Here is a 21,083-nt window from a genome sequence, read left to right on the forward strand (position 1 = left end):
AGACATTTATGTACAGTACGGAATGCGAGAACTCTGCCGAATGCTTTGCAAACTTAAAGCTGGGCGCTTGGGCGGGTTTTCACGCTTTCAAACCAAACCTGCGTGTTCGTATTGCCGTCCGGTATCCGCATCTTAATGACGCGCGCGAAATCGACAAAAACAAAAGTGGATATATCCGCCAGAGTGAATTCATCGCCCGCAACATACGCGCTTTGCTTCAGCCGCGCCTCCAGCAGTTCAAAAAACGACGCAACCCGCTCGCGCCCACGCTGCGCCAGTTCGGGGATCTGCGCATGATTTACCGTGCCGGGAATGGCACGGTCTTTGAACGCCGGGTGGCTGTTGCGCAAAGCCTCAGCGATGGGCGCACCACCCTGCTGCTCGGCAATTGCGTTCCACATCAAGACCAACCCTTTTTCATCAGCGGTACGGCCCATTAAGGACGGCTCGGGGAAACGCGCTTCAAGATACGCGGCGATGCCAAGATTTTCGGTCAGGACTGCGCCTTCATCCGTTACCAGAACCGGGACTGTGGCCCGGGGGTTCACCGCACGAAACTCAGTGCTCAACTGCGCGCCCTCAGCAATCGAGATTTCGTGCGTTTCGATGTCCAACCCTTTTTCCGCGATAAACATGCGGGCACGGCGCGGGTTTGGGGCCGTAGAGCAATCGTAGAATATCATGCGGGCCCCTTCTCTCTGGTCAGCGCCGATAGATGAAACAGCGCCCTTCGACGGCACCCTCGGGCAACGGCATTTCCTCCAGCGCCTCGAAATACATCCGGTCACTTGATACCATTAATCCACCCGATGCCAGCAAGGGCTCGATCAACGGGGAAACAAGCCGCGCAAAGATGTCGTTCTTTTCGCGATTATGCCCCCCAAGGTCTGCATGAATGAGGCTTGCTGTCGGTCCAAACCTGTCGACCGCCGCTGGCAGCGTCTCGCGCACATCCCCCAAGATCACCCGATCCTCGGGCGGGGTTGAATCAGGGTGCGAAGCCACCGCGCGTTCGAACACAAAGACAGGGCGTCCATCGATATGCTGCACAAGATGATGATAGGTGCGCCCATTGCCCAGACCCAGTTCAAACACCGGGCCAGCCATGCCTGCCGTTTGCGCAATCGCGTGATCCAGGCAGGCGCGCTGCGACACCATACGATCGATAAACAAGTCCAGACGACTTTGATTCTCGGACACTGGCAAATATCTCCTTGATACCAATCGAAAGCATAGGTGCCCCCGACGCCGCCTTAGATGACAAATTCTCAAGACTTTGTGTAGCGACGAAGCCCAAAGTTTCACATTTTCGCGACATTTCAGCCCAAGAACGGGTTTGACTAGACAGGCGGAACCGCGCGACACTGACGAAAAAATCACGGGGAGTTGAAACGACCGATGTCACCAAGCGGCCAAACGGTTGGAAAACCTGCATGAGAGCGTTGTTGTCTGTCAGAGACCTCAGCATCGGCTTTGGTGCGGGAAGTTCAGTGGTCACGGATGTGAATTTCGATGTCAAACCAGGAGAAACCTTGGCGCTGGTCGGTGAATCGGGATCGGGTAAAACCATCACGTGCCGGGCCGTCTTGCGGATTCTGCCGCGAACGGCGCAGATACGCAGCGGCACTATAACTTTGAATGATTCCAAGGGCACATGTAACCTGACAGCGGTCAGCGAGCGAGAAATGCGCGGCATTCGTGGCAATCGCGTTTCGATGATCTTTCAGGAACCTATGCGATCGCTGTCACCTCTGCACAAGATTGGGAATCAGGTCAGTGAAGTCCTGTGGCTGCATCGCGGGCTATCTGAGTCTGAGGCGCGCAAAAAGGTCCTGACGCAGTTCGAGCGCGTGGGCTTTCCAGATCCGCAGCGCGCCTATGACTCCTACCCGTTCGAACTGTCGGGCGGAATGCGCCAACGCGCCATGATTGCGATGGCCATGGTATCCAAACCCGAGTTGCTGATCGCGGATGAGCCAACCACCGCGCTGGATGTGACCACTCAGGCGCAGGTTCTGGGGCTGATCAAGGAATTGCAGCGCGAGACCGGCATGGCGCTTATTCTGGTGACCCATGATCTGGGCGTGGTCGCCAACATGGCCGAACAGGTTGTGGTCATGCACAAGGGCCGCATCATGGAGGCTGGCTCGGCCGCACCAATCCTGACCTCCCCCGCACATCCATATACCAAACAACTGTTTGATGCTGCACCGGAAATTCCAGATCAGGATGCTGTGGGTATACCGATGCCGGACGACGATCTGATCCTTCAGATGAAGGGTGTCTCCAAAACCTACACGATGCGGTCCAGCAAAGGGTGGCAGGCCGACAAGGAAATCTATGCGTGCAAAGGGGTAGATCTGAATTTGGCACGCGGCAAGACGCTGGCCATTGTCGGTGAAAGCGGATCAGGTAAAACAACAGCCGCGCGGATTGCATTGGGTGCAGAACTGCCCGATCCCGGCGGAGAAGTCCTGTTTCGCACCGTGCCGAATGCCGATCCCATCACAGTGCACAACATGACCCGCGCCCAGCGCACGGCGTTTCAGCGCAATGCGCAGATGGTGTTTCAGGATCCCTACAGCTCGCTCAGCCCGCGGATGCGCATTCAGGACGCGATGACCGAGCCGCTGGAAATTCACCGTATCGGAACAACGGCCGAGCAGCGCGACAAGGCCGCCGAGATGTTGCAGCGCGTCGGCCTGACAGCCGACATGCTGAAACGCTATCCACACGCCTTTTCGGGGGGCCAGCGGCAACGTCTGTCGATAGCCCGCGCCATGATGCTCGATCCACAGCTCATCGTGTGTGACGAACCCACCTCGGCGCTGGACGTATCTGTACAAGAGCAGATTCTGACCCTGCTGGAAAATCTACAGGACAGCCTGAACCTGTCCTATCTGTTCATCTCGCACGATCTGGCTGTGGTCGCGCGGATCGCCGACGAAGTTGCCGTGATGCGTCGCGGCCTGATCGTCGAGCAAGCACCCCCCGAAACTCTTTTCTACAATCCGCGCCACCCCTACACCAAAGCGCTGATTGCCGCTCAACCCGAACCCGACATCAATCGCCCGATCGACCTGCAAGTGGTTTCCTTGGGCGCCGGCGCGCCGGACAGTTGGGATGAAGCCTTTCGTTTCTCGGACACCGTGATACCCTCATTGGTGGAATTGGAACCGGGCCATAAGGTACGTTGCCATGTTTAAGACCACTCGCCCCCTGATCCTGGCCGCTTCGCTGGCGCTCATCGGGATGCTGCCCGCCACGGCAGAGACAATTCCGACGCCGCAGGAAAGCGCGTTCTGGAACGCGGAAGTAGAAGCGGGCAATCTGCCACCCGTTCAGGAGCGCCTGCCAGCGGACCCGCTGATTGTAGATCTGGCAGCAAAGGGTCGCGAGTTCGGCAAACAGGGCGGCACCCTGCGCACCATGATCACGCGGTCCAAAGATATCCGCCAGATGGTTGTCTATGGCTATGCCCGGCTGGTCGGTTTTGACCAGAACTATGAGATTATCCCCGATTTGCTGGCGTCGTTTGAAAACGAAGACGGCCGCAAGTTCACCCTGAAACTGCGCGAAGGGCACAAATGGTCAGACGGTTCTCCGTTTACGTCGGAAGATTTCCGCTATTGGTGGGAAGACGTTGCCAACAACAAATTGCTCAGCCCGTCAGGCCCGCCGGATTTTCTGATAGTCGAAGGCAAATCACCCACCGTTACCTTCCCGGATGAAACCACTGTGATTTTCGAATGGGAGGACCCTAACCCGGGTTTTCTACAATCGCTGGCTCAGGCAAGACCGCCCTTTATTTATCGCCCAGCAGCTTTCCTGAAACGATATCACGAGAAATATGCCGACCCCGAGGAACTTGCCTTTCTGGTCGACGATGCCCGCGTCAAAAGCTGGGCCGCGCTGCACAACAAGCTCGACAACCTGTACAAGTTCGACAATCACGAATTGCCCACGTTGCAACCCTGGCTGAATGCAAGTTCCGGCAAGAAAATCCGCCACAATTTCGTACGTAACCCCTATTACCACCGCATCGACAGCAAAGGGGTTCAGCTGCCCTATATCGATGTGGTCGAGATGGAGATCGTTGCCCCCGGTCTGGTCGCTGCCAAAACCAATGCAGGGGAAAGCGACCTGCAAGGCCGGGGTCTGGATTTCCGCGACGCTTCGATCCTGAAAAAAGGCGAGGCGCAAGGCGGCTACAAGACATTGCTATGGAAAACCGGCGTTGCGTCGCAAATCGCGATTTATCCGAACCTCAATTTCGAGGATGACGTCTGGCGCGACGTGTTGCGTGACGTCCGTGTGCGGCGCGCCCTGTCCCTTGCCATCGACCGCGAGACAATCAACCAGGCTTTGTATTTCAAGCTTGCGCATCCCGGCGCAATGTCGGTTCTGCCTGCCTCGCCCTTTTACGATGAAAAGAATGCCACCGCATGGGCCGGTTACGATGTCGGCCAGGCCAATGCATTGTTGGATGAGGTCGGCCTGACCCAGCGCGACAAGAACGGTATCCGCCTGCTACCGGACGGGCGCCCAATGGAGCTGGTGATCGAAACCGCCGGCGAGCGGCAAGAGGTTGAAAACGCCCTTCAGATCGTTACTGACACCTGGCGCGAGATCGGGGTCAAGCTGGTCATGCGCCCGTTGGATCGCGATATCCTGCGCAACCGGGTGTTTGCCGGCAACTCGATGGCATCGGTCTGGTATGGATGGGATGACGGCATCCCGCAAGCGCACACGTCACCGGCGTACCTGGCACCAACCGATCAGGTCTTCCTGGCCTGGCCGAAATGGGGCCAGTTTTATCAGACAGGTGGTGAAGCCGGGGAAGCCCCCGACATGCCCGAGGCAGAACGCCTGATGCAACTGGCCCATGACTGGGAGGTCGCAACTACCGATGACGAACGCAAGGAAGTCTGGACTGAGATGCTGAGAATCCACGCCGACCAGCTTTTTGCCATCGGTATCCTGAACGGAGCACCCCAACCGATTGTCGTGTCGAACCGTCTGCGCAATGTGCCGGAACAGGCCATGTGGGCATGGGAGCCCGGTGCGCATTTCGGCGTTCACCGCCCGGACGAGTTCTTTTTCGCCGACTAAGCAGGAGCAGCTAAATGGTCATGCTGCGCTATGCGGTGTATCGCTTTTTCACGATGCTGCTGACATTGTTGGTAGTCTCGGTCTTGATTTTCATAATCATCAACCTGCCGCCCGGTGATTACCTGAGCAACCAGATTGCCGAACTTCAGGCTTCGGGTCAGTCAGCAGGTGTCGCCAAGGCCGAGTTTCTGCGCGCCGAGTACGCTCTGGATCGCCCCATGTGGGAACAGTACCTGATCTGGGTGGGCTTCTGGCCGGGACCGCACGGATTTTCCGGTCTGATCCAAGGCAATTACGGCTGGTCATTTGAATTTGACCGGCCTGTATCTGAAATTGTGGGCGACACGCTTTGGCTGACGGTCGTCGTCAATCTGGCCGCCATCCTGTTTGTATATGCCGTTGCCCTTCCATTAGGTGTTATTGCAGCGGCGCGATCACGGACATGGATTGATTATACCTCGGCCTTTGTGGGTTATCTGGGGTTGGCGACCCCAAACTTCCTGCTGGCCCTGATCCTGTTCTACTACGGGCATCGGTATTTCAACCTGCCTATCGGCGGCCTGATGGACCCGCAATTCGAAGGTCAGCCGCTGAGTTGGGACAAGATGAAATCCATTCTCATCCACCTGATCGTTCCGACTTTTGTTATCGGAACCTCGGGCGCATCGGCTATGATGCAGCGCCTGCGGGCAAATATGCTCGATGAACTGGGTAAGCCTTATGTGGAAACAGCCATTGCCAAGGGTATGGCCCCATCGCGGATGCTGGCGAAATATCCGTTGCGCGTGGCATTCAACCCGTTCGTTGCGGATATCGGTAACCTTCTGCCATCTATGGTGTCGGGATCGGTTCTGGTGTCAGTCGTTCTGGGCTTGCAAACCATCGGGCCGACTTTGCTGACAGCACTGAAAACGCAGGACCAATTCCTGTCCGCGTTTATCCTGATGTTTGTCGCGCTGCTGACGCTTATCGGCACGATGATCTCGGATATTCTGCTGGTGATGCTGGATCCCCGCATACGATATGAGGGGCGCGAAGCATGACCGATACTCCTGACAACCGCTACGTCGATGACGCGCCGTTTGATCCGCAGGCGTCGATACAGCAACTGGAACGCGCCGATCTGGATGCCCCCAACTGGGTGTTGGTCTGGCGCAAGTTCCGCACGCATAAGCTGGGTCTGATCTCGGGCATTTTCCTGCTAATGTGCTACCTGATGCTCCCATTTGCCGGTTTCATCGCGCCGTATGGCCCGAATGACCGGAACGGAGAGCATCTGTATGCGCCACCGCAATCTGTGAACTGGTTTTACGAAGGCGCCTTTATTGGCCCTCATGTTTTTCCAATCGTCGCCGAGGCGGATCTGGAAACCTTCCAGTGGAAGTTCGTCCCTGACACTGACGACCCGCGCCCGATCCGGTTCTTCTGTGAAGGGTCCGAATATCGACTTGCGGGTCTTATCAAGACAGACAGGCATCTTTTCTGCGCGCCGGATGGTGCCACCTTGTTCCTCTGGGGGTCCGACAGGCTGGGTCGCGATATCTTCAGCCGCATCCTCTATGGGGCGCAGCTGTCGCTGACCGTGGGGCTGATCGGTATTTCGGTGTCATTCTTTCTGGGTATCCTGTTCGGTTCGATGGCGGGTTATTTCGGGGGGCGCATTGACTGGGTCATCAACCGGGTCATCGAAATCCTGCGTTCACTGCCGGAACTGCCGCTGTGGCTGGCACTGTCTGCCGCCGTGCCATCGAACTGGAGCCCGGTTGCCGTATTCTTCATCATTTCGATCATCCTCGGCATCCTCGACTGGCCCGGGCTGGCGCGTTCGGTCCGTGCCAAGTTCCTGTCACTGCGCGAGGAAGAATACGTACGCGCCGCAGAAATGATGGGCGCAAGCTCGGGCCGGGTGATCCGTAAGCACTTGTTGCCGAATTTCATGTCTCATTTGATTGCATCAGCCACCCTGTCGATCCCGGCAATGATCCTTGGGGAAACCGCGCTGAGCTTTCTTGGCCTGGGCCTTCGTGCACCAGCGGTCAGTTGGGGTGTGATGCTGAATGACGCGCAGAACCTCGCATCGATCGAGATCTACCCCTGGACGGCAATCCCGATGCTGCCGATTATCGTGATCGTACTGGCCTTTAACTTTCTAGGTGACGGATTGCGCGACAGTCTGGACCCGTATCAGCAATGAGCCTTCTTGCCACCCTTCCCGCCGCCGAACGATATCGCAGGATCGGCACTGGCGCTCTGCCAAGTGCTTTTGCCGTTTCCGAACTGGCGACGGCCAGCTTTGCAGCCGTTGGGCAGGAAATGGCCCGGCTTTTGCAGGCGCTGAACCTGACCCAGAAAGCCCCCGAGATCGCCGTCGACCATCGGCTGGCATCGTTGTGGTTCGGCTATTCCTTCAAGCCCGACGGCTGGGAAATGCCAAACCTGTGGGATTCGGTCGCGGGGGATTACAGGGCGTCAGATGGCTGGATCAGGCTGCACACCAACCTGCCGCGCCATCGCGCGGCAGCGATGAAGGTTCTTGGCACCCCGCCAGAGCGTGAAGCTGTGACAAAAGCCGTCAGAACCCGGGCCATATCCGATTTGGAAACCGATATTGTGGCCGAAGGCGGTGTGGCCGCTGCCATGCGCAGCCGGACCGAGTGGCTTGAACATCCGCAGGGCCGCGCTGTATCGCGCGATCCGTTGATTGGTTGGCAAGGCCCCCGGTACGTCAAGCTACGCGAGAGGCCGCAGGCAACCCCTGCAAGACCTCTTGCCGGGTTGCGGGTTCTTGACCTGACGCGCGTTCTGGCAGGTCCGGTATCGACACGCACATTGGCCGGTTTCGGGGCCGAGGTTTTGCGGATCGATCCGCCCGGTTGGGACGAACCCGGCGTGATCCCTGACATTTCACTAGGCAAACACTGTGCTTATCTCGATCTAAAATCGACCAACGACATGGAAAGGCTGCAAGAACTTCTGCCCCAAGCGGATGTATTCGTTCATGGGTACCGGCCCGGCGCTTTGGACGCACTTGGCCTGACCCGCGCCAAGCGCGATGAACTGGCACCGAACAGGGTCGAGGTGACGCTGAATGCCTATGGCTGGCAAGGCCCCTGGTCGACCCGGCGCGGGTTTGACAGTCTTGTCCAGATGAGCGCGGGAATTGCGCATGCGGGCATGGAGTGGGCTGACGCCGACAAACCGACGCCATTGCCGGTTCAGGCTTTGGACCACGCAACCGGCTACCTGATGGCAGCCGCCGTCCTTTCCGCATTGGCCGAGGCCGCGTCGGGCAATTCCATCATGCATGCGCATCTGTCCCTTGCCCGCACCGCCGAGCTTTTGGCGGTTCTCGGCAAAGACGACGTCGAGGCAGAGACCATTATTCCGACGCCCACGGATTACTCCCCTGCGACAGAGGTTTCGGGCTGGGGACCAGGGCACCGCCTCAGATCAGCCCTCAGTCTCGGTGAAACTGTGCTGCAATGGGATTTACCGGCGTCGAAACTGGGCACATCTGACCCGGTCTGGCCCTTCGTTTCCAACTGACCTCACGCTTTCGGGGGCACCTCATCCGAGACTCAACACAAGGCGGCGGCGGGACTCTCTACCGGTCGTCGCCATCCGGCCCGATATCGTCCAGATAGTCCTCGTCAATTGCGGCCTGAACAGCCCCTGTCACGGCCTCACGCTGTTTTTGCGTCAGGTCTTCCGCCTCTTTGCCATCTGCCAATCTTACAGTGACCTCGCGATGCGCAAACTTGATCCCCTCTCGCGCGAACAGCTCGCGAATGTCCTGATAGACCTTTTTGCGAACCAGCCACTGGTCGCCGGGTTTCGTCATGAACTTGACCCGGATGATCATCGCTGAATCCTGCATCTCGATCACGCCCTGTGACTTCAGCGGTTGGATGAAATTGTCTCCGATTACGGGATCGGCCAACAACTCCTGACCCAGTTTCTTGATCAATTTACGAACCTTCTCGACATCGGTGTCATAGGTCACGCGCAGCGGCAGCTTCATGATCACCCAATCGCGCGAGTAGTTGGTCAGCACTTTGATCTCGCCAAAGGGAATGGTGTTCAGCGCACCCAGATGGTGACGCAGTTGCATGGACCTGACCGAGATTTTCTCGACCGTCCCTTTCACATCCCCAATGTCGATATATTCCCCTTTCCGGAACGCATCATCCAGCAGGAAGAATGCGCCGGAAAAAATGTCGCGCACCAGCGTTTGTGACCCGAACCCCACGGCCAAACCAACCACACCGGCACCCGCAAACAACGGGCTGACATTGATACCCAGTTCCATCAGGACAATTAGTACGATCGTGACCACGACAACAGCCAGAATTGCGCCCCGGAAAAGTGGCAACAGCGTTGCCAGACGGCTTTGCCCGCCTTCCCCGCCTTCGTCGCCCAGTTCAACCTCGGTGCCATCGTCGGATTCTTCAGCGATCTTGCTGTCGATCCAGATCCGAAAGAAATGAAACAGGATGTACCCGATAAACAGGACGACCATCACATCCAGCGCACGTTCTACCGGCAGATCCTCGCTCCAGTCCGCGTTCGGGTACCATATCACGACAAGCGCATAAGCCCCGAGCACGAAAGCCAGAATTCCGGCTACCCGGCGGGCCAGGTCTTCATAAGTCAGAAGATGCTGCTTCGGCTGTTCAGCCTCGGGTATATCCGCCGCTCCGGCGCCTTCATCCGCTGCCGCGGCTTCCCCGTTTATTTCGCTAATCATGCGCGAGCGGTCGAAATATCGCTCCAGCAGATAGTTCATTGCACCATAGGCCACGACCACGGACATGAAGATCAGATAGCTGCTTGCAATCAACGGCAGCGGTGTCGGATGCTCCAGCGCCAGATCAACAGCCAGACGGAACCAGCTGAACACGACATAGATGATCAATGCCGGCGCCCAGCCAAATGACACAAACCGCAGCAGCCAAGACACCTGTTCGGATGCCCGCCCACCCCGGATCGCGTTCGAGATTGCACGGGCGTTGAACAGGATCATTAGTATGTTGCCCAGCGCGCCCAGCATTGTCAGACCGCCATACACCATGGCGTAGACGTTGTAGTTCAGTCCAAAATCCGCGACCCAGGTAGAAAACAGAACGACCGAAATGTCATAGGTCGCCAGCACGGACGCCCAAATATACAGCCTGCGCGCATTCTTGTCCGAAAAGGGCGGTAATCGATATTGGCTCAGATAAGGTGACAGGACCATGCGCCAGAGGTCCGACACCGTGCGCGACAGGAAAAAAGCCGTAAAGATTGCCGTGATCGTGAACTGGACCGAGATATCCTCGGCCTCGCCAAAGATCAGATACCCGACGATCAAAGCCATGATCATGGCAAAGACCGTGGCTCCAATCCCCATCAGGAACCGGAACAGCAGGAACGGCATCTTTTCCCGATACCCCTGTGGTTCGTCCTTGATCCGCGCCACCACCCACCGGCGCGCGAACCGCTTCCCGTATATCTCGATCGACAGCCACCGCCCAAGTAACAGGAACAGGATATTCCAGCCCAACACCTCGACATAGGTCTGGATTCGGCCATCCGGGCTGGTCTGGCGCAGGATGTATTGTACTTCAAAAATAGAATAGGGCAGCGCCTCGAGCCTCGATTGCATCGACTCACGGAACTTCGAGAACCGCTCTTGCGCCTTCATCAGTTGCGAACCGTCACCCATCGGGTTGCTCGAATCGCTGTCTGCGCCCCCCGAACCTGCATCCTTTCCGCCTGCCGTTGTCACAACCTGACCGGCACTGTCGATGACAATGACACTTGCGCCCGCATTGCTGGCCGCGCGGATTGCAGCGGCCAGATCACTTTCCTTGTCGGCCTCGGACGAACTGCCCGACCCTGAAGGATATCCGGGAATCAAGGATGACTGCGCCAATGCACCAGTGGAATTGCTCAGGAAAATGGCCCAAAACGCCAAAAAAAATGCGGCCAGAAAGTTATTTCGCATTGGGTCGTGCATCCAGTTTTTGCCGATATTGGTCAGATTACAGAAGCGTTTCAAGCAGTTCAAATACTCGCATCGAACCGTCTCAATATCGTGTTTGGACGTGTTCTTGGCGCACTCTGATGAGCGCAGGTGTTTTCAATCTTTCAATAATTGAATATGACCAAGCAAAGGTTTCTGGTCGGCCTCGATTGTCTTCATCGTTCTCATTAGGCGATCTTGTCTGGCGGTGGTGCGATATGTCGCGAAACAGTCAATACGCTGTTGCCAAATCGCAATGCTTGAAACATTTGCAAGTGCGCAAATCCGCCTTTGGCAAGCGTGGGATTGAAATATACAGTAACGCTTGCGAACGCGCGGATTTCGCTCTGGGATCAAGAAGACGGGCAACACTATGAGCCTTGGCACAACCAATTCTAAACCGGACCGCGCGCCGCGTATCCTGTTTTACAGCCACGACACGTTCGGTCTGGGGCATTTGCGCCGGTCCCGCGCCTTGGCTGCGGCAATCACGCAGGCGGACCCAAGCGCCTCGGCGCTGATCCTGACGGGTTCGCCCGTGGCAGGCCGTTTTACCTTTCCCCGCCGCGTTGACCATGTGCGCCTGCCCGGCGTGACCAAGCGCGCGGACGGATCGTATGCCGCGCGTACAATCGGAATGGGTATCGACGAAGTAACCGAATTGCGCGCGGGATTGATCCAGACTGCGGTTCAGCAATTCGACCCCGACGTGTTGGTCGTCGACAAGGAACCGACAGGGTTCCGGGGTGAGCTGGTGCCGACACTGAAATACCTTGAACGCCATTGCGGAACGAAACTGGTTCTGGGTCTGCGTGATGTGCTGGACGAACCCGAAGTACTGGCTGCCGAGTGGGCGCGCAAAGAAGCCATCGAAGCGACCGAGCGGTTCTATCATGAGATTTGGGTTTATGGATCACAGTCGATCTATGACCCGACGAAAGGCTTGCCGCTAAGCGCGTCAGCGCGATCCCGCATTCACTGGACGGGATATCTGCGCCGAGATCTCGGCCCGGTCGGGGAACCGCCTCAGCAACCCTATATCCTGATCACACCCGGCGGCGGGGGCGATGGCAAGGCGTTGGTCAACCTCGTCTTGTCCGCCTACGAGAAAGACCCAGACCTGTCGCCGCGTGCCGTGCTGGTCTATGGCCCATTCCTGTCGGGTGAATTGAGGAATGAATTCGAAGCACGGGTTGCCGCATTGAATGGTCGTGTAACCGCGGTTGGATTTGAATCGCAGATCGAAACGTTGTTTGCCGGGGCCGAAGGCGTGGTCTGCATGGGCGGCTACAACACGTTTTGCGAGGTCCTGTCCTTTGACAAACGGGCCGTCATCGTTCCACGCACCACACCCCGTCTGGAACAGTGGATACGGGCCTCACGCGCAGAAGAGCTGGGGCTGGTCAAGATGCTGGACGAACAACGCGACAGCCTGACACCTGACGCAATGATCCGTGCCATCCGCAACCTGCCGCACCAATCAGTGCCGTCGCAGGCCATCCAAAGCGGATTGCTGGATGGTTTGGACTATGTCACCGACCGCATTGACAGCCTGCTGACACGGGAACAGAAACGAGCCACTGGATGAACTCGGCCTCTCCCAATCTGGCGGTTGTGGTCAAAGGCTGGCCGCGACTGTCCGAAACATTTATCGCGCAGGAACTTGTTGCCTTGCAGGAAGCCGGGCACCGATTTGACATCTGGTCCCTGCGCCATCCAACCGACACCAAACGTCACCCTTTGCACGACCGCTTCTCGGGGCAGGTTCGCTATCTGCCAGAATACCTGCATGAAGAGCCACAGCGGGTGTGGGCGGCCCGCGCTGCCGCCCAAGCCCTGCCCGGCTATGCCGAAGCCTACAAGATCTGGCGGCACGACCTGCGCCGCGACCCGACGCCGAACCGCATCCGCCGGTTCGGGCAAGCATGTGTTCTGGCCGCCGAGTTACCCGCCCAGACGCAGGGGCTCTATGCCCATTTCATGCACACCCCCTCGTCGGTCGCCCGATATGCGGCCATCATGCGCGGTCTGCCATGGAGCTTTTCTGCCCATGCCAAGGATATCTGGACCTCACCGGATTGGGAAAAGCGTGAAAAGCTGCAGGCCGCAACGTATGGGGCCGCTTTCGGGGCCACCTGCACGGCAATCGGCGCGGAACACCTGCGCAGCCTAGCTGATGACCCCAACCGCGTGGAGCTTATCTATCACGGTCTGGACCTGTCGCGCTTCCCCGAACCGCCAAAACGCAGGATACGCGCCGCTGGCGATCCGTTTCACATGATTTCCGTTGGACGACTGGTTGAAAAGAAGGGCTTTGACCGTCTTATTGCGGCCTTCACACTGCTGCCGGAAAACCTGAACTGGCATTGGACCCACATTGGCGGCGGGGGTCTTGGGGACACGCTACGGGCGCAGGCGCGCGCTGCTGGTATCACGGACCGCATCACCTGGAGGGGAGCGTGCGATCAGCCAGAGGTGATCGATGCCATGCGCAGGGCCGACCTGTTTGTCTTGCCCAGCCGGATTGCTGCGGATGGGGATCGTGACGGATTGCCAAACGTGTTGATGGAGGCCGCATCGCAGCTATTGCCGATCCTGTCGACACCGGTTTCGGCCATACCGGAGTTCATCCAATCCGGAACGCATGGCGTGTTGTCTGATGACGACCCGGCTGCATTGGCTTCGGCCATTTCAGCACTGGCCGCTGATCCGGAAACGGCAGCAACTATGGCGCGTGCAGCCTTTGACCGTCTGATTGCAGATTTTCGAATGGACCCTGGTATTGCACGGCTGTCGGCACGGCTGAAAACCCTGAGCATGGAAGACGCGTAATGGCGCGGGTTGCGTTTTATGCGCCAATGAAATCCCCCGACAGCCAGAAACCCTCGGGCGACCGCGAAATGGCGCGAAACCTGATGCTGGCCTTGGCGGCGCAGGGGAATAAGGTCGAACTGGCTTCGGACCTGCGCGTCTACGACAAGAACGGGGACCGGGACCTACAGCGAACCCTTGTTCGCGCGGCTGAGATTGAAGCGCAGCGGCTGAGCGCCGAATTGCCCTTTGATACAGATCTGTGGGTGACTTATCACAATTACTACAAAGCACCCGACTTGCTGGGCCCCAAGGTCTGCCAGGCGCGCGGCATCCCATATGTGCAACTGGAAAGCACGCGCGCATCAAGCAGGCTGAACGGGCCGTGGGCCGATTTTGCCCAAGCGGCGCATCAGGCGTGTGATGCAGCGGATATCATTTTCTACCACACAGCCAATGACCTGATTACGTTGGAACGGGACCGTTTTGGCAAGCAGGCACTGGTTGAATTGCCGCCATTTCTGCCTGAAGCCGTGTTGCCTGTGGCAACGACCGGGGACGGCCCCATGCTGACTGTCGGAATGATGCGGCATGGGGACAAGCTGGCGTCCTACCGGATTTTGGCCGAAGCCCTTTCGCACCTGACATGTGACTGGAACCTGAACATCGCGGGGGACGGTCCGGCGCGGCCGGATGTTGAAGCGTTGATGGTGCCGTTCGGAAGCCGGGTGCACTTTCTGGGCCAGCTCGACCGGGCGGCCTTGCAGAAAATCTACCAACACGCATCCCTGCTTGTCTGGCCGGGCGTGAACGAAGCCTATGGGATGGTCTATCTCGAGGCGCAGGCGACAGGCCTGCCCGTGATCGCACAGGACCGCCCCGGAGTTCGGGATGTGCTGGCACCTGCGGTTTACCCATCGGTTGATGCTGGGGCCAAAGGGCTTGCTGATCACATGCAAAACCTGCTGGAGGATACCGCGCAGCGCCGTGCGCTTGGGGCGAATGCGCGCAGCTATGTGGCACGGCGCCATCTTATGCCTCAGGCGACCGAGCGATTGTGGGCGCATCTACGGCCCTTGTTGAAGGATGTATCATGACCCGTCTTGCACTGCTTCGCCACGGGCATACCCACTGGAACCGCGCAGGGCGCATTCAGGGGCGCAGTGATATTCCATTGGATGACGACGCGCGGTCTGAACTGGCCGGGTATCGCTTGCCTGACCCATGGGCCGCCGCTGATATCTGGTCCAGCCCGTTGCTGCGCGCCAGTGAAACGGCGCGGATCGTGTCTGGGCGCGCAACGAAAACCTCGGACGCGCTGATTGAAATGAATTGGGGCGACTGGGAGGGGCTTCGAGGTGTCGACCTGATCGCCGATGAAACCAGCGGGTATCGCCATATCGAAGACTGGAGCTGGGAATTTCGCCCGCCTCACGGTGAAAGCCCTGCCGAGGTTTGGACCAGGCTGCGCCCCTGGGTGTCCGGACTGCGACAGGATACAGTCGCGGTCTGCCATATTGGCATCATGCGGGTCATTCTCGCCCAGGCGTGGGGTTGGGATTTTGATGGTCCCGCCCCCTTCAAGATCAAGCGCAATCGGCTGTATATCGTTGATATGGACACAATGACCGCAGACCCGGACCCCGTTCGCCTGATCAAACATGGGCCGATGCCATGAAGGTAATGATCGTTGTCACGCACCTTTTGGGAACAGGGCATCTGAGCCGGGCCCTGACGTTGGGCCGGGCGTTCCGGGATAACGGCCACCAAGTCATGGTCGTCTCAGGCGGGATGCCTGCGCCTCAACTGGACAGCAGCGGGCTAACCCTGTTCGGTTTGCCACCGCTCAGATCAGATGGAACCAATTTCACCCGGTTTCTGACTGAAAGCGGTGCCGAGGCTGACGCGGATTATCGGCGCGCACGTGTGACAGCCATCGTGCAGGCGGTAAACAGCTTTCAGCCGCAAATTCTGATAACCGAGCTTTACCCCTTTGGTCGCCGGTCTCTGGCAGCGGAATTCGACGCGGCCCTGAATGCGGCACGGGCCCTGCCTCAGCCTCCGGTCATCCTGGGATCGATCCGCGATATTTTGGCCCCACCTTCCAAACCTGCCAAGGCCCAGCGTACAGAAGATATCGTCACCCGCTGTTATGACGGCATTCTTGTTCACTCGACAGAAAGTGTCACACCGCTTTCGGTCAGTTGGCCGGTGTCGGACCGATTGGCGGAACGGTTGCATTATACCGGCTTTGTAGCGCCAGAACTGCCCCAACCGCATCCCGAGGCCGTTGGACAGGGCGAAATCCTTGTCAGTGCAGGCGGTGGTTCTGTGGGCCAACCGATCTTTCGCGCGGCCATCGAGGCCGCCCGCCAGATGCCCAACAGGTGCTGGCGCCTGCTGGTCGGCGGGACGGATGCCAAGGCGAGAATAGACGAGCTGTCCCAAATGGCTGATGGAACCTCGGCAATTCTGGAACCCGTGCGCCCGGATTTTCGCCAGATGCTGCCCCATGCGGCTGCATCGGTCAGCATGTGCGGCTACAACACCGCCATGGATATTCTGCAAAGCGAAACACCCGCTGTTTTTGTCCCGTTCGATGATGGCAAAGAGGTTGAACAGGGGCTGCGTGGGCAAAGCCTGTCGAGTTTGCCAGCCATCGAGGTGCTTCTCAGCCGAACCCTGAGCGGGCAAGCATTGGCGCAGGCCGTAGAGCGTGTCATTTCAGATGGACCCCGCGCACAGCAGGATTTTGGATTTGATGGCGCGGCCCAAACGGTGGAGATCGCCAAGCACCTGCTGGAGCGGCGTAAATGAACCCGGACTGGCACCCACTTGAGGTCGAGCTGACCCATTGGCGTGCAGCGGGCCTGTCGCTTCCGCTGTGGTGGCGAGACGATGACGCGATCGCTCCGACATCGCGGTTGGATCGCCTGTCCGGTCTGGCCGCACAGTTGGGCCTGCCGGTACATCTGGCCGTCATTCCCCATGCGGCAACCCCTGCGCTGGCTGACTATGTTGCGCGCGGCGAAACTCTCATCCCTGTGGTCCACGGGTGGTCCCACAAGAACCATGCGCCTGCCAGTGAGAAGAAAGCCGAGTTTCGTCTCAACCGTCCGCTGGACGAGGTTGTTGCGGATGCTGCGGCAGGATTGTCATGCCTTGACGCCTTGTTCGGCAACGCCCTGCGGCCGATGTTTGTCCCTCCGTGGAACCGCATTGCACCAGAAGTCATCGAACACCTTCCGTCACTGGGATACCGCATTCTTTCCACGGCAACGCCCCGCAGAACGGAAATGGCGGCTGCGGGGCTTGAGCAGGTCAACACACATCTTGACCCGATTGACTGGCGGGGTTCACGCAGTCTGATCTCTCCGGACCGCCTGATCGCGCAGACAGTCAACCTCCTGCGGGACAGGCGCGAAGGCCGCGCAGACAACGCCGAGCCTTTTGGAGTATTGACCCATCACCTGGTCCATGATCAGGACATCTGGGCCTTTACCGAGGCGCTGCTGAAACATCTGCTGGACGGTCCTGCCACACCCTGGGTCGCACCAAAGAAAGAATGAGGACATCGTCATGAGCCGACTGGATTCCATGCTGCGCCGATTGACGGCTCAGCGCGACGGGCTGAACTGGGCAGCCGAACAGATCAGTGACCAAACTGGCGACGTGCTGGATATGGGGCTAGGCAATGGTCGCACCTATGACCACCTGCGAGAGATCCTGCCGAACCGCCGGATCTGGGTGATGGATCGTGTGCTGCAATGCCATCCTGACAGCACGCCACCGGCCGAAGATTTCCTGCAAGGCGAAGCTGAACCCATGCTGCAGAGGCTGATGGCCGAGGGGCACAGGTTCGCATTGGCGCATTATGATTTCGGACGCGGCATCAAACACGAAGATGTGGCCGAAGCCGCACGCCTCAGCCCGTTGATCGCGCAAGTCATGCAGCCCGGTGGGTTGTTGATTTCCGGCCAGCCCCTTGTCGGCTTCAACCAGATCAAAGGGCCCGAGACGATCGCACCGGACCGTTACCTGTTCTATACGGCCTGATTACGCTACACGGCGACCGCGCGCCCAAACCGAGGTGAGGGCTGGCACACCTGCGCGCATCCGGAAACGGATAACATCGGCGCGGGCATTGGCGCGCAACTCGCCACGATCCCCAAGCCCGGCGGCCTGCGCCGGGGCCAATGTGACGGTCTTCATCCCACGCGCCATATCGCCCCACATTTCACCCAGCATGACCGCAGACAATAACAAGGCCGACGGCACGTAATCCGAGGACATTACGTCCAGATGCCCAAGCTCGGCCAATTCTCGGGCTGCAACATTCCCGGAATGAGAGCCTCCGCGAACAACGTTTGGCGCACCCATCATGACCTTGATGCCGCGATCATGGCACGCTCTTGCGGCCTCAACCGTTGTGGGGAACTCAGCCAGCCGAATGCCGTGACCCGCCGAGACCTTCACCTGATCTTCGGTCGTATCGTCATGACTGGCAAGAACGGCTCCAAATCGGCGCGCGGCTTTGACGGTTTCGACCTCGTGCACATCACCGTTGCGATCCCGAAGGCCTTTCAGCTGGGCTACATGCTGAAAGAACGTATCATCGTCCATGGCATATTTGCCCTTCAGATAGGATTGCAACTTGCCCATGTCGCGAAACTGACGCTGGCCGGGGGTGTGATCCATGATGGACACAAGACCAACCCTGTCCTCGGGTCCAAACTCGTCCAGTTCCTCGATCAGTGTCTCAGAACAGACCTCTGCCCGCAAATGCAGGAAATGGCTGATCTTAAGCGCATCCTGCTCGCGCAGATCCCACAACTCCCGCGACAGGCCGCGGGCATATTTTCTGTACCGTCCGGCGCCGGAAGGGATCGAACCAACCCGCATCGCATCGAACACACTTGTGATCCCCACGCTGGCCAGTTCCGCGTCGTGGGCCAAAATGGCGGCAGCATGGGGCCAATGCACGTTGGGGCGCGGCTGAATATGGCGTTCAAGATTATCCGTGTGCAACTCGACAAGACCCGGGCTGACATAGTCGCCTTCGCAATCTATCGCACCAGCGGGAACTGCACGCCCGGTGTCGATTTCGATGATAGTGTCACCCGCAATTCGAACACAACCGGTCACGGTTTCATTCGGCAACACAAGCGTGGCATTGGCAAGGATCAAGTCTTCTGTCATCTGAACTTCACGCAATCTGAGGTATTGGAAGGCCACTTAATAGGAGGCCAATGTGACATTCACGCGATACGCGATCTATTTTGCGCCACCCGCCGGGGCGGCCTGGACGAAATTTGCGACCAGTTGGCTGGGCTGGGACATGGCAAAAGGAATGCAGGTCGCGCATCCGATCATGGGTGGCATCGACATTGCCTCCGTCACTGAGGTGCCGCGCAAATACGGGCTGCACGCGACCCTGAAACCGCCGTTCCGGTTGCGCGATGGCCTGACCTTTGACGCATTGCATCAGGCGTGCATTGCGCTGGCTGCAACTCGGCAGCCTGTCACACTCGATGGTCTGGAAATTGCCCGCCTTGGCCGGTTTCTGGCCCTGTGCCCGCTGGGTGAAACGCAGGCGCTGAATGCGCTGGCCGCGGCCTGTGTTCGCGACCTCGATCGGTTTCGCGCACCTGCCACTCAGGCCGAACTGACGCGCCGCCGCACCGCCGGGCTGACCCCCGAACAGGACGACAATCTGATCCAATGGGGCTATCCCTACGTGCTGGACGCGTTTCGATTTCACATCACGCTCAGCGGCAAACTGGACAAACCAACCCTCAGGGCAACCCAAGAAGCACTGCAAACCCATCTGAGCCCTTTGCTGCCACAGCCCTTCCAGATCACTGATCTTGCCCTGGTGGGCGAGACGGAAGATGGGAGGTTTCACCTGATCCATCGCTACGCGCTTTCCGGTTGAAGACGGCGCAGGATTTCGGCGACCGTGTCTTCCAGCGTGCCGGAATTGTCGACTTCGATGACCCGGTTCAGACCATCCGGCAACTCCGCGTTGGCGCGACACAACCGCCGCGCCTGCTCTTCTGCGCTTTCCCGTCCCCGCGCGGACAGGCGCCTCGCCAAAATCCCGGCATCTGCTGTCAGAGAGATCACGATCAGATCTCCAAACACCTTCTGCGCCTGCAAAAGAACGCTGCGGGAAAGATTGACCAGAACCGCATTCGCCCCCTGACGCTGTCGCAAAATCTCGTCCGGGATACCATAGAACAGACCATGCGCAGGCCAGCTCAGCGCAAAAGCGCCTGCCTGTTCCATCTGCTGGAACTCTGCAACCGAAACCCGGTCAAAATCCTCGCCTTGTTCGCCTGCGGGGCGGGTGATCACCCTCCGCACGCGCCGGACGCCAGGTGCCTGTGCCTCCAACGCTTCCATGACACTGTCCTTGCCAACGCCCGAAGGGCCAACAATCGCTATGACAGGGGCAAGTGTCATGCCGCCAGTTCCGGTGTGAAGTCAGCGACATTGACTTCGCGGTCACAGACACTCTCACGTGCATCAAGGTCGTGGAATATCCCGACAATCGCCGCGCCACGCCCTTTTGCCTCTTCAATCAGCGACAACACGGTTTCGCGGTTCTGCGCATCCAGACTTGCCGTCGGTTCGTCCAACAACATCGCCGGGTAGTCATGGGCAAAGCCACGTGCAATGTTCACCCGCTGCTGTTCGCCACCCGAAAAGGTTGTAGGGCTCAGGGTCCACAAGCGCTCAGGAATGTTCAGCCGCTTCAGCAACCCGGCTGATTTCTCCAGCGCCTCAATTCTGTCGCAACCCACGGCCAGCAAAGGCTCTGCCACAACGTCCAGCGTCGGCACACGCGGCACGACCCGCAGGAATTGACTGACATAGCCCAGCGTTTCCCGGCGGAGGGTCAAGATCTGGCGCGGCTCGGCTTTTGCCACGTCCAGACCTCCAACCAGCACCTGACCAGAGGCCGCCAGGTAGTTGCCATAAATCACGCGCATCAGCGTGGACTTGCCCGCACCAGACGCCCCGGTCAAAGCAACGCACTCACCCGGTTCAACCCTCAACGACGCGCCTTCCATCACCGGGATAACAGCACCGCCCTGATTGTGCAGGGTAAAGCTTTTGCTCACATTGATCAGTTCAATCATTGCTTCACCTT

19 protein-coding genes are annotated in these 21,083 nt (G+C 58.6%); 13 read left to right on the forward strand and 6 right to left on the reverse strand.

The genetic code is table 11. From position 1 onward, the window contains the following. Nucleotides 1-53 precede the first annotated feature (53 nt). Both ACR0DS_RS13995 and ACR0DS_RS14000 read right to left on the reverse strand, forming a co-directional pair. The gene (locus ACR0DS_RS13995) at nucleotides 54-683 is read right to left on the reverse strand and encodes a glutathione S-transferase family protein (protein ID WP_480559803.1); all 630 of its coding nucleotides are present in this window, start codon (nucleotides 681-683) and stop codon (nucleotides 54-56) included. Between the two features lie 19 nt (nucleotides 684-702). Beyond that, nucleotides 703-1,200 carry a class I SAM-dependent methyltransferase gene (locus ACR0DS_RS14000; RefSeq protein ID WP_480484045.1) on the reverse strand — a complete coding sequence of 166 codons (498 nt, stop codon included), beginning with the start codon at nucleotides 1,198-1,200 and terminating at the stop codon, nucleotides 703-705. Nucleotides 1,201-1,433: 233 nt separating this feature from the next. On the opposite strand from ACR0DS_RS14000, the gene ACR0DS_RS14005 reads away from it, so the two are divergent. From ACR0DS_RS14005 to ACR0DS_RS14025, 5 genes are read left to right on the forward strand one after another with little or no spacing between them, the layout of a single operon-like run. Further along, nucleotides 1,434-3,206 carry an ABC transporter ATP-binding protein gene (locus ACR0DS_RS14005; RefSeq protein ID WP_480488302.1) on the forward strand — a complete coding sequence of 591 codons (1,773 nt, stop codon included), beginning with the start codon at nucleotides 1,434-1,436 and terminating at the stop codon, nucleotides 3,204-3,206. Further along, nucleotides 3,199-5,112, forward strand: a complete 1,914-nt coding sequence (locus ACR0DS_RS14010; RefSeq protein WP_267363794.1) for an ABC transporter substrate-binding protein — start codon at nucleotides 3,199-3,201, stop codon at nucleotides 5,110-5,112. Before ACR0DS_RS14005 ends, ACR0DS_RS14010 begins: the two co-directional genes overlap by 8 nt. A 14-nt stretch (nucleotides 5,113-5,126) precedes the next feature. Next, a complete protein-coding gene (locus ACR0DS_RS14015) occupies nucleotides 5,127-6,155 on the forward strand; it encodes an ABC transporter permease (protein ID WP_480484048.1) in 1,029 nt (342 codons plus the stop codon). Further along, complete coding sequence (locus ACR0DS_RS14020) at nucleotides 6,152-7,306, forward strand: ABC transporter permease (RefSeq protein ID WP_480484049.1); 1,155 nt, start codon at nucleotides 6,152-6,154, stop codon at nucleotides 7,304-7,306. Before ACR0DS_RS14015 ends, ACR0DS_RS14020 begins: the two co-directional genes overlap by 4 nt. Further along, nucleotides 7,303-8,658 carry a CoA transferase gene (locus tag ACR0DS_RS14025; RefSeq protein ID WP_480559805.1) on the forward strand — a complete coding sequence of 452 codons (1,356 nt, stop codon included), beginning with the start codon at nucleotides 7,303-7,305 and terminating at the stop codon, nucleotides 8,656-8,658. The genes ACR0DS_RS14020 and ACR0DS_RS14025 overlap by 4 nt, the downstream gene beginning before the upstream one ends. Nucleotides 8,659-8,716: 58 nt before the next feature. Here ACR0DS_RS14025 and ACR0DS_RS14030 read toward each other — a convergent pair whose 3' ends face one another. After that, nucleotides 8,717-11,098, reverse strand: coding sequence for a mechanosensitive ion channel domain-containing protein (locus ACR0DS_RS14030; protein WP_480559840.1), 2,382 nt, complete (start codon nucleotides 11,096-11,098; stop codon nucleotides 8,717-8,719). Between the two features lie 391 nt (nucleotides 11,099-11,489). Between ACR0DS_RS14030 and ACR0DS_RS14035 the strand changes: the two genes are divergently transcribed. The 7 genes from ACR0DS_RS14035 to ACR0DS_RS14065 are packed head-to-tail and all read left to right on the forward strand — an operon-like array spanning nucleotide 11,490 to nucleotide 17,983. Then, the gene (locus tag ACR0DS_RS14035; RefSeq protein ID WP_480559807.1) at nucleotides 11,490-12,704 is read left to right on the forward strand and encodes a glycosyltransferase family protein; all 1,215 of its coding nucleotides are present in this window, start codon (nucleotides 11,490-11,492) and stop codon (nucleotides 12,702-12,704) included. Then, nucleotides 12,701-13,948 carry a glycosyltransferase family 4 protein gene (locus tag ACR0DS_RS14040; RefSeq protein ID WP_480559809.1) on the forward strand — a complete coding sequence of 416 codons (1,248 nt, stop codon included), beginning with the start codon at nucleotides 12,701-12,703 and terminating at the stop codon, nucleotides 13,946-13,948. Before ACR0DS_RS14035 ends, ACR0DS_RS14040 begins: the two co-directional genes overlap by 4 nt. Continuing rightward, nucleotides 13,948-15,024 carry a glycosyltransferase family 4 protein gene (locus ACR0DS_RS14045; protein WP_480559811.1) on the forward strand — a complete coding sequence of 359 codons (1,077 nt, stop codon included), beginning with the start codon at nucleotides 13,948-13,950 and terminating at the stop codon, nucleotides 15,022-15,024. Before ACR0DS_RS14040 ends, ACR0DS_RS14045 begins: the two co-directional genes overlap by 1 nt. Next, a complete protein-coding gene (locus ACR0DS_RS14050) occupies nucleotides 15,021-15,605 on the forward strand; it encodes a histidine phosphatase family protein (RefSeq protein ID WP_480559813.1) in 585 nt (194 codons plus the stop codon). Before ACR0DS_RS14045 ends, ACR0DS_RS14050 begins: the two co-directional genes overlap by 4 nt. Beyond that, a complete protein-coding gene (locus tag ACR0DS_RS14055) occupies nucleotides 15,602-16,744 on the forward strand; it encodes a glycosyltransferase family protein (RefSeq protein ID WP_480559815.1) in 1,143 nt (380 codons plus the stop codon). Before ACR0DS_RS14050 ends, ACR0DS_RS14055 begins: the two co-directional genes overlap by 4 nt. Next, on the forward strand, nucleotides 16,741-17,496 hold the full coding sequence (locus ACR0DS_RS14060; RefSeq protein WP_480559817.1) for a polysaccharide deacetylase family protein: 756 nt from the start codon (nucleotides 16,741-16,743) through the stop codon (nucleotides 17,494-17,496). The genes ACR0DS_RS14055 and ACR0DS_RS14060 overlap by 4 nt, the downstream gene beginning before the upstream one ends. A 10-nt stretch (nucleotides 17,497-17,506) precedes the next feature. After that, complete coding sequence (locus ACR0DS_RS14065; protein ID WP_480559819.1) at nucleotides 17,507-17,983, forward strand: class I SAM-dependent methyltransferase; 477 nt, start codon at nucleotides 17,507-17,509, stop codon at nucleotides 17,981-17,983. On the opposite strand, the gene ACR0DS_RS14070 is transcribed toward ACR0DS_RS14065, so the two are convergent. Beyond that, complete coding sequence (locus ACR0DS_RS14070; protein ID WP_480559821.1) at nucleotides 17,984-19,126, reverse strand: alpha-D-ribose 1-methylphosphonate 5-triphosphate diphosphatase; 1,143 nt, start codon at nucleotides 19,124-19,126, stop codon at nucleotides 17,984-17,986. A 52-nt stretch (nucleotides 19,127-19,178) separates the two neighbouring features. On the opposite strand from ACR0DS_RS14070, the gene ACR0DS_RS14075 reads away from it, so the two are divergent. Further along, nucleotides 19,179-19,862 (forward strand): DUF1045 domain-containing protein, encoded by a 684-nt coding sequence (locus ACR0DS_RS14075; RefSeq protein WP_480559823.1) that lies wholly within the window; start codon nucleotides 19,179-19,181, stop codon nucleotides 19,860-19,862. Here the strand turns inward: ACR0DS_RS14075 and phnN are convergent. Both phnN and phnL read right to left on the reverse strand, forming a co-directional pair. Then, nucleotides 19,844-20,392, reverse strand: a complete 549-nt coding sequence (gene phnN / locus ACR0DS_RS14080) for a phosphonate metabolism protein/1,5-bisphosphokinase (PRPP-forming) PhnN (protein WP_480559825.1) — start codon at nucleotides 20,390-20,392, stop codon at nucleotides 19,844-19,846. The two genes, ACR0DS_RS14075 and phnN, sit on opposite strands and share 19 nt — an antisense overlap. After that, complete coding sequence (gene phnL / locus ACR0DS_RS14085; protein ID WP_480559827.1) at nucleotides 20,389-21,072, reverse strand: phosphonate C-P lyase system protein PhnL; 684 nt, start codon at nucleotides 21,070-21,072, stop codon at nucleotides 20,389-20,391. The genes phnN and phnL overlap by 4 nt, the downstream gene beginning before the upstream one ends. Nucleotides 21,073-21,083: the final 11 nt, after the last annotated feature.

It is taken from the genome of Ruegeria sp. AF5 (genome assembly GCF_056541905.1).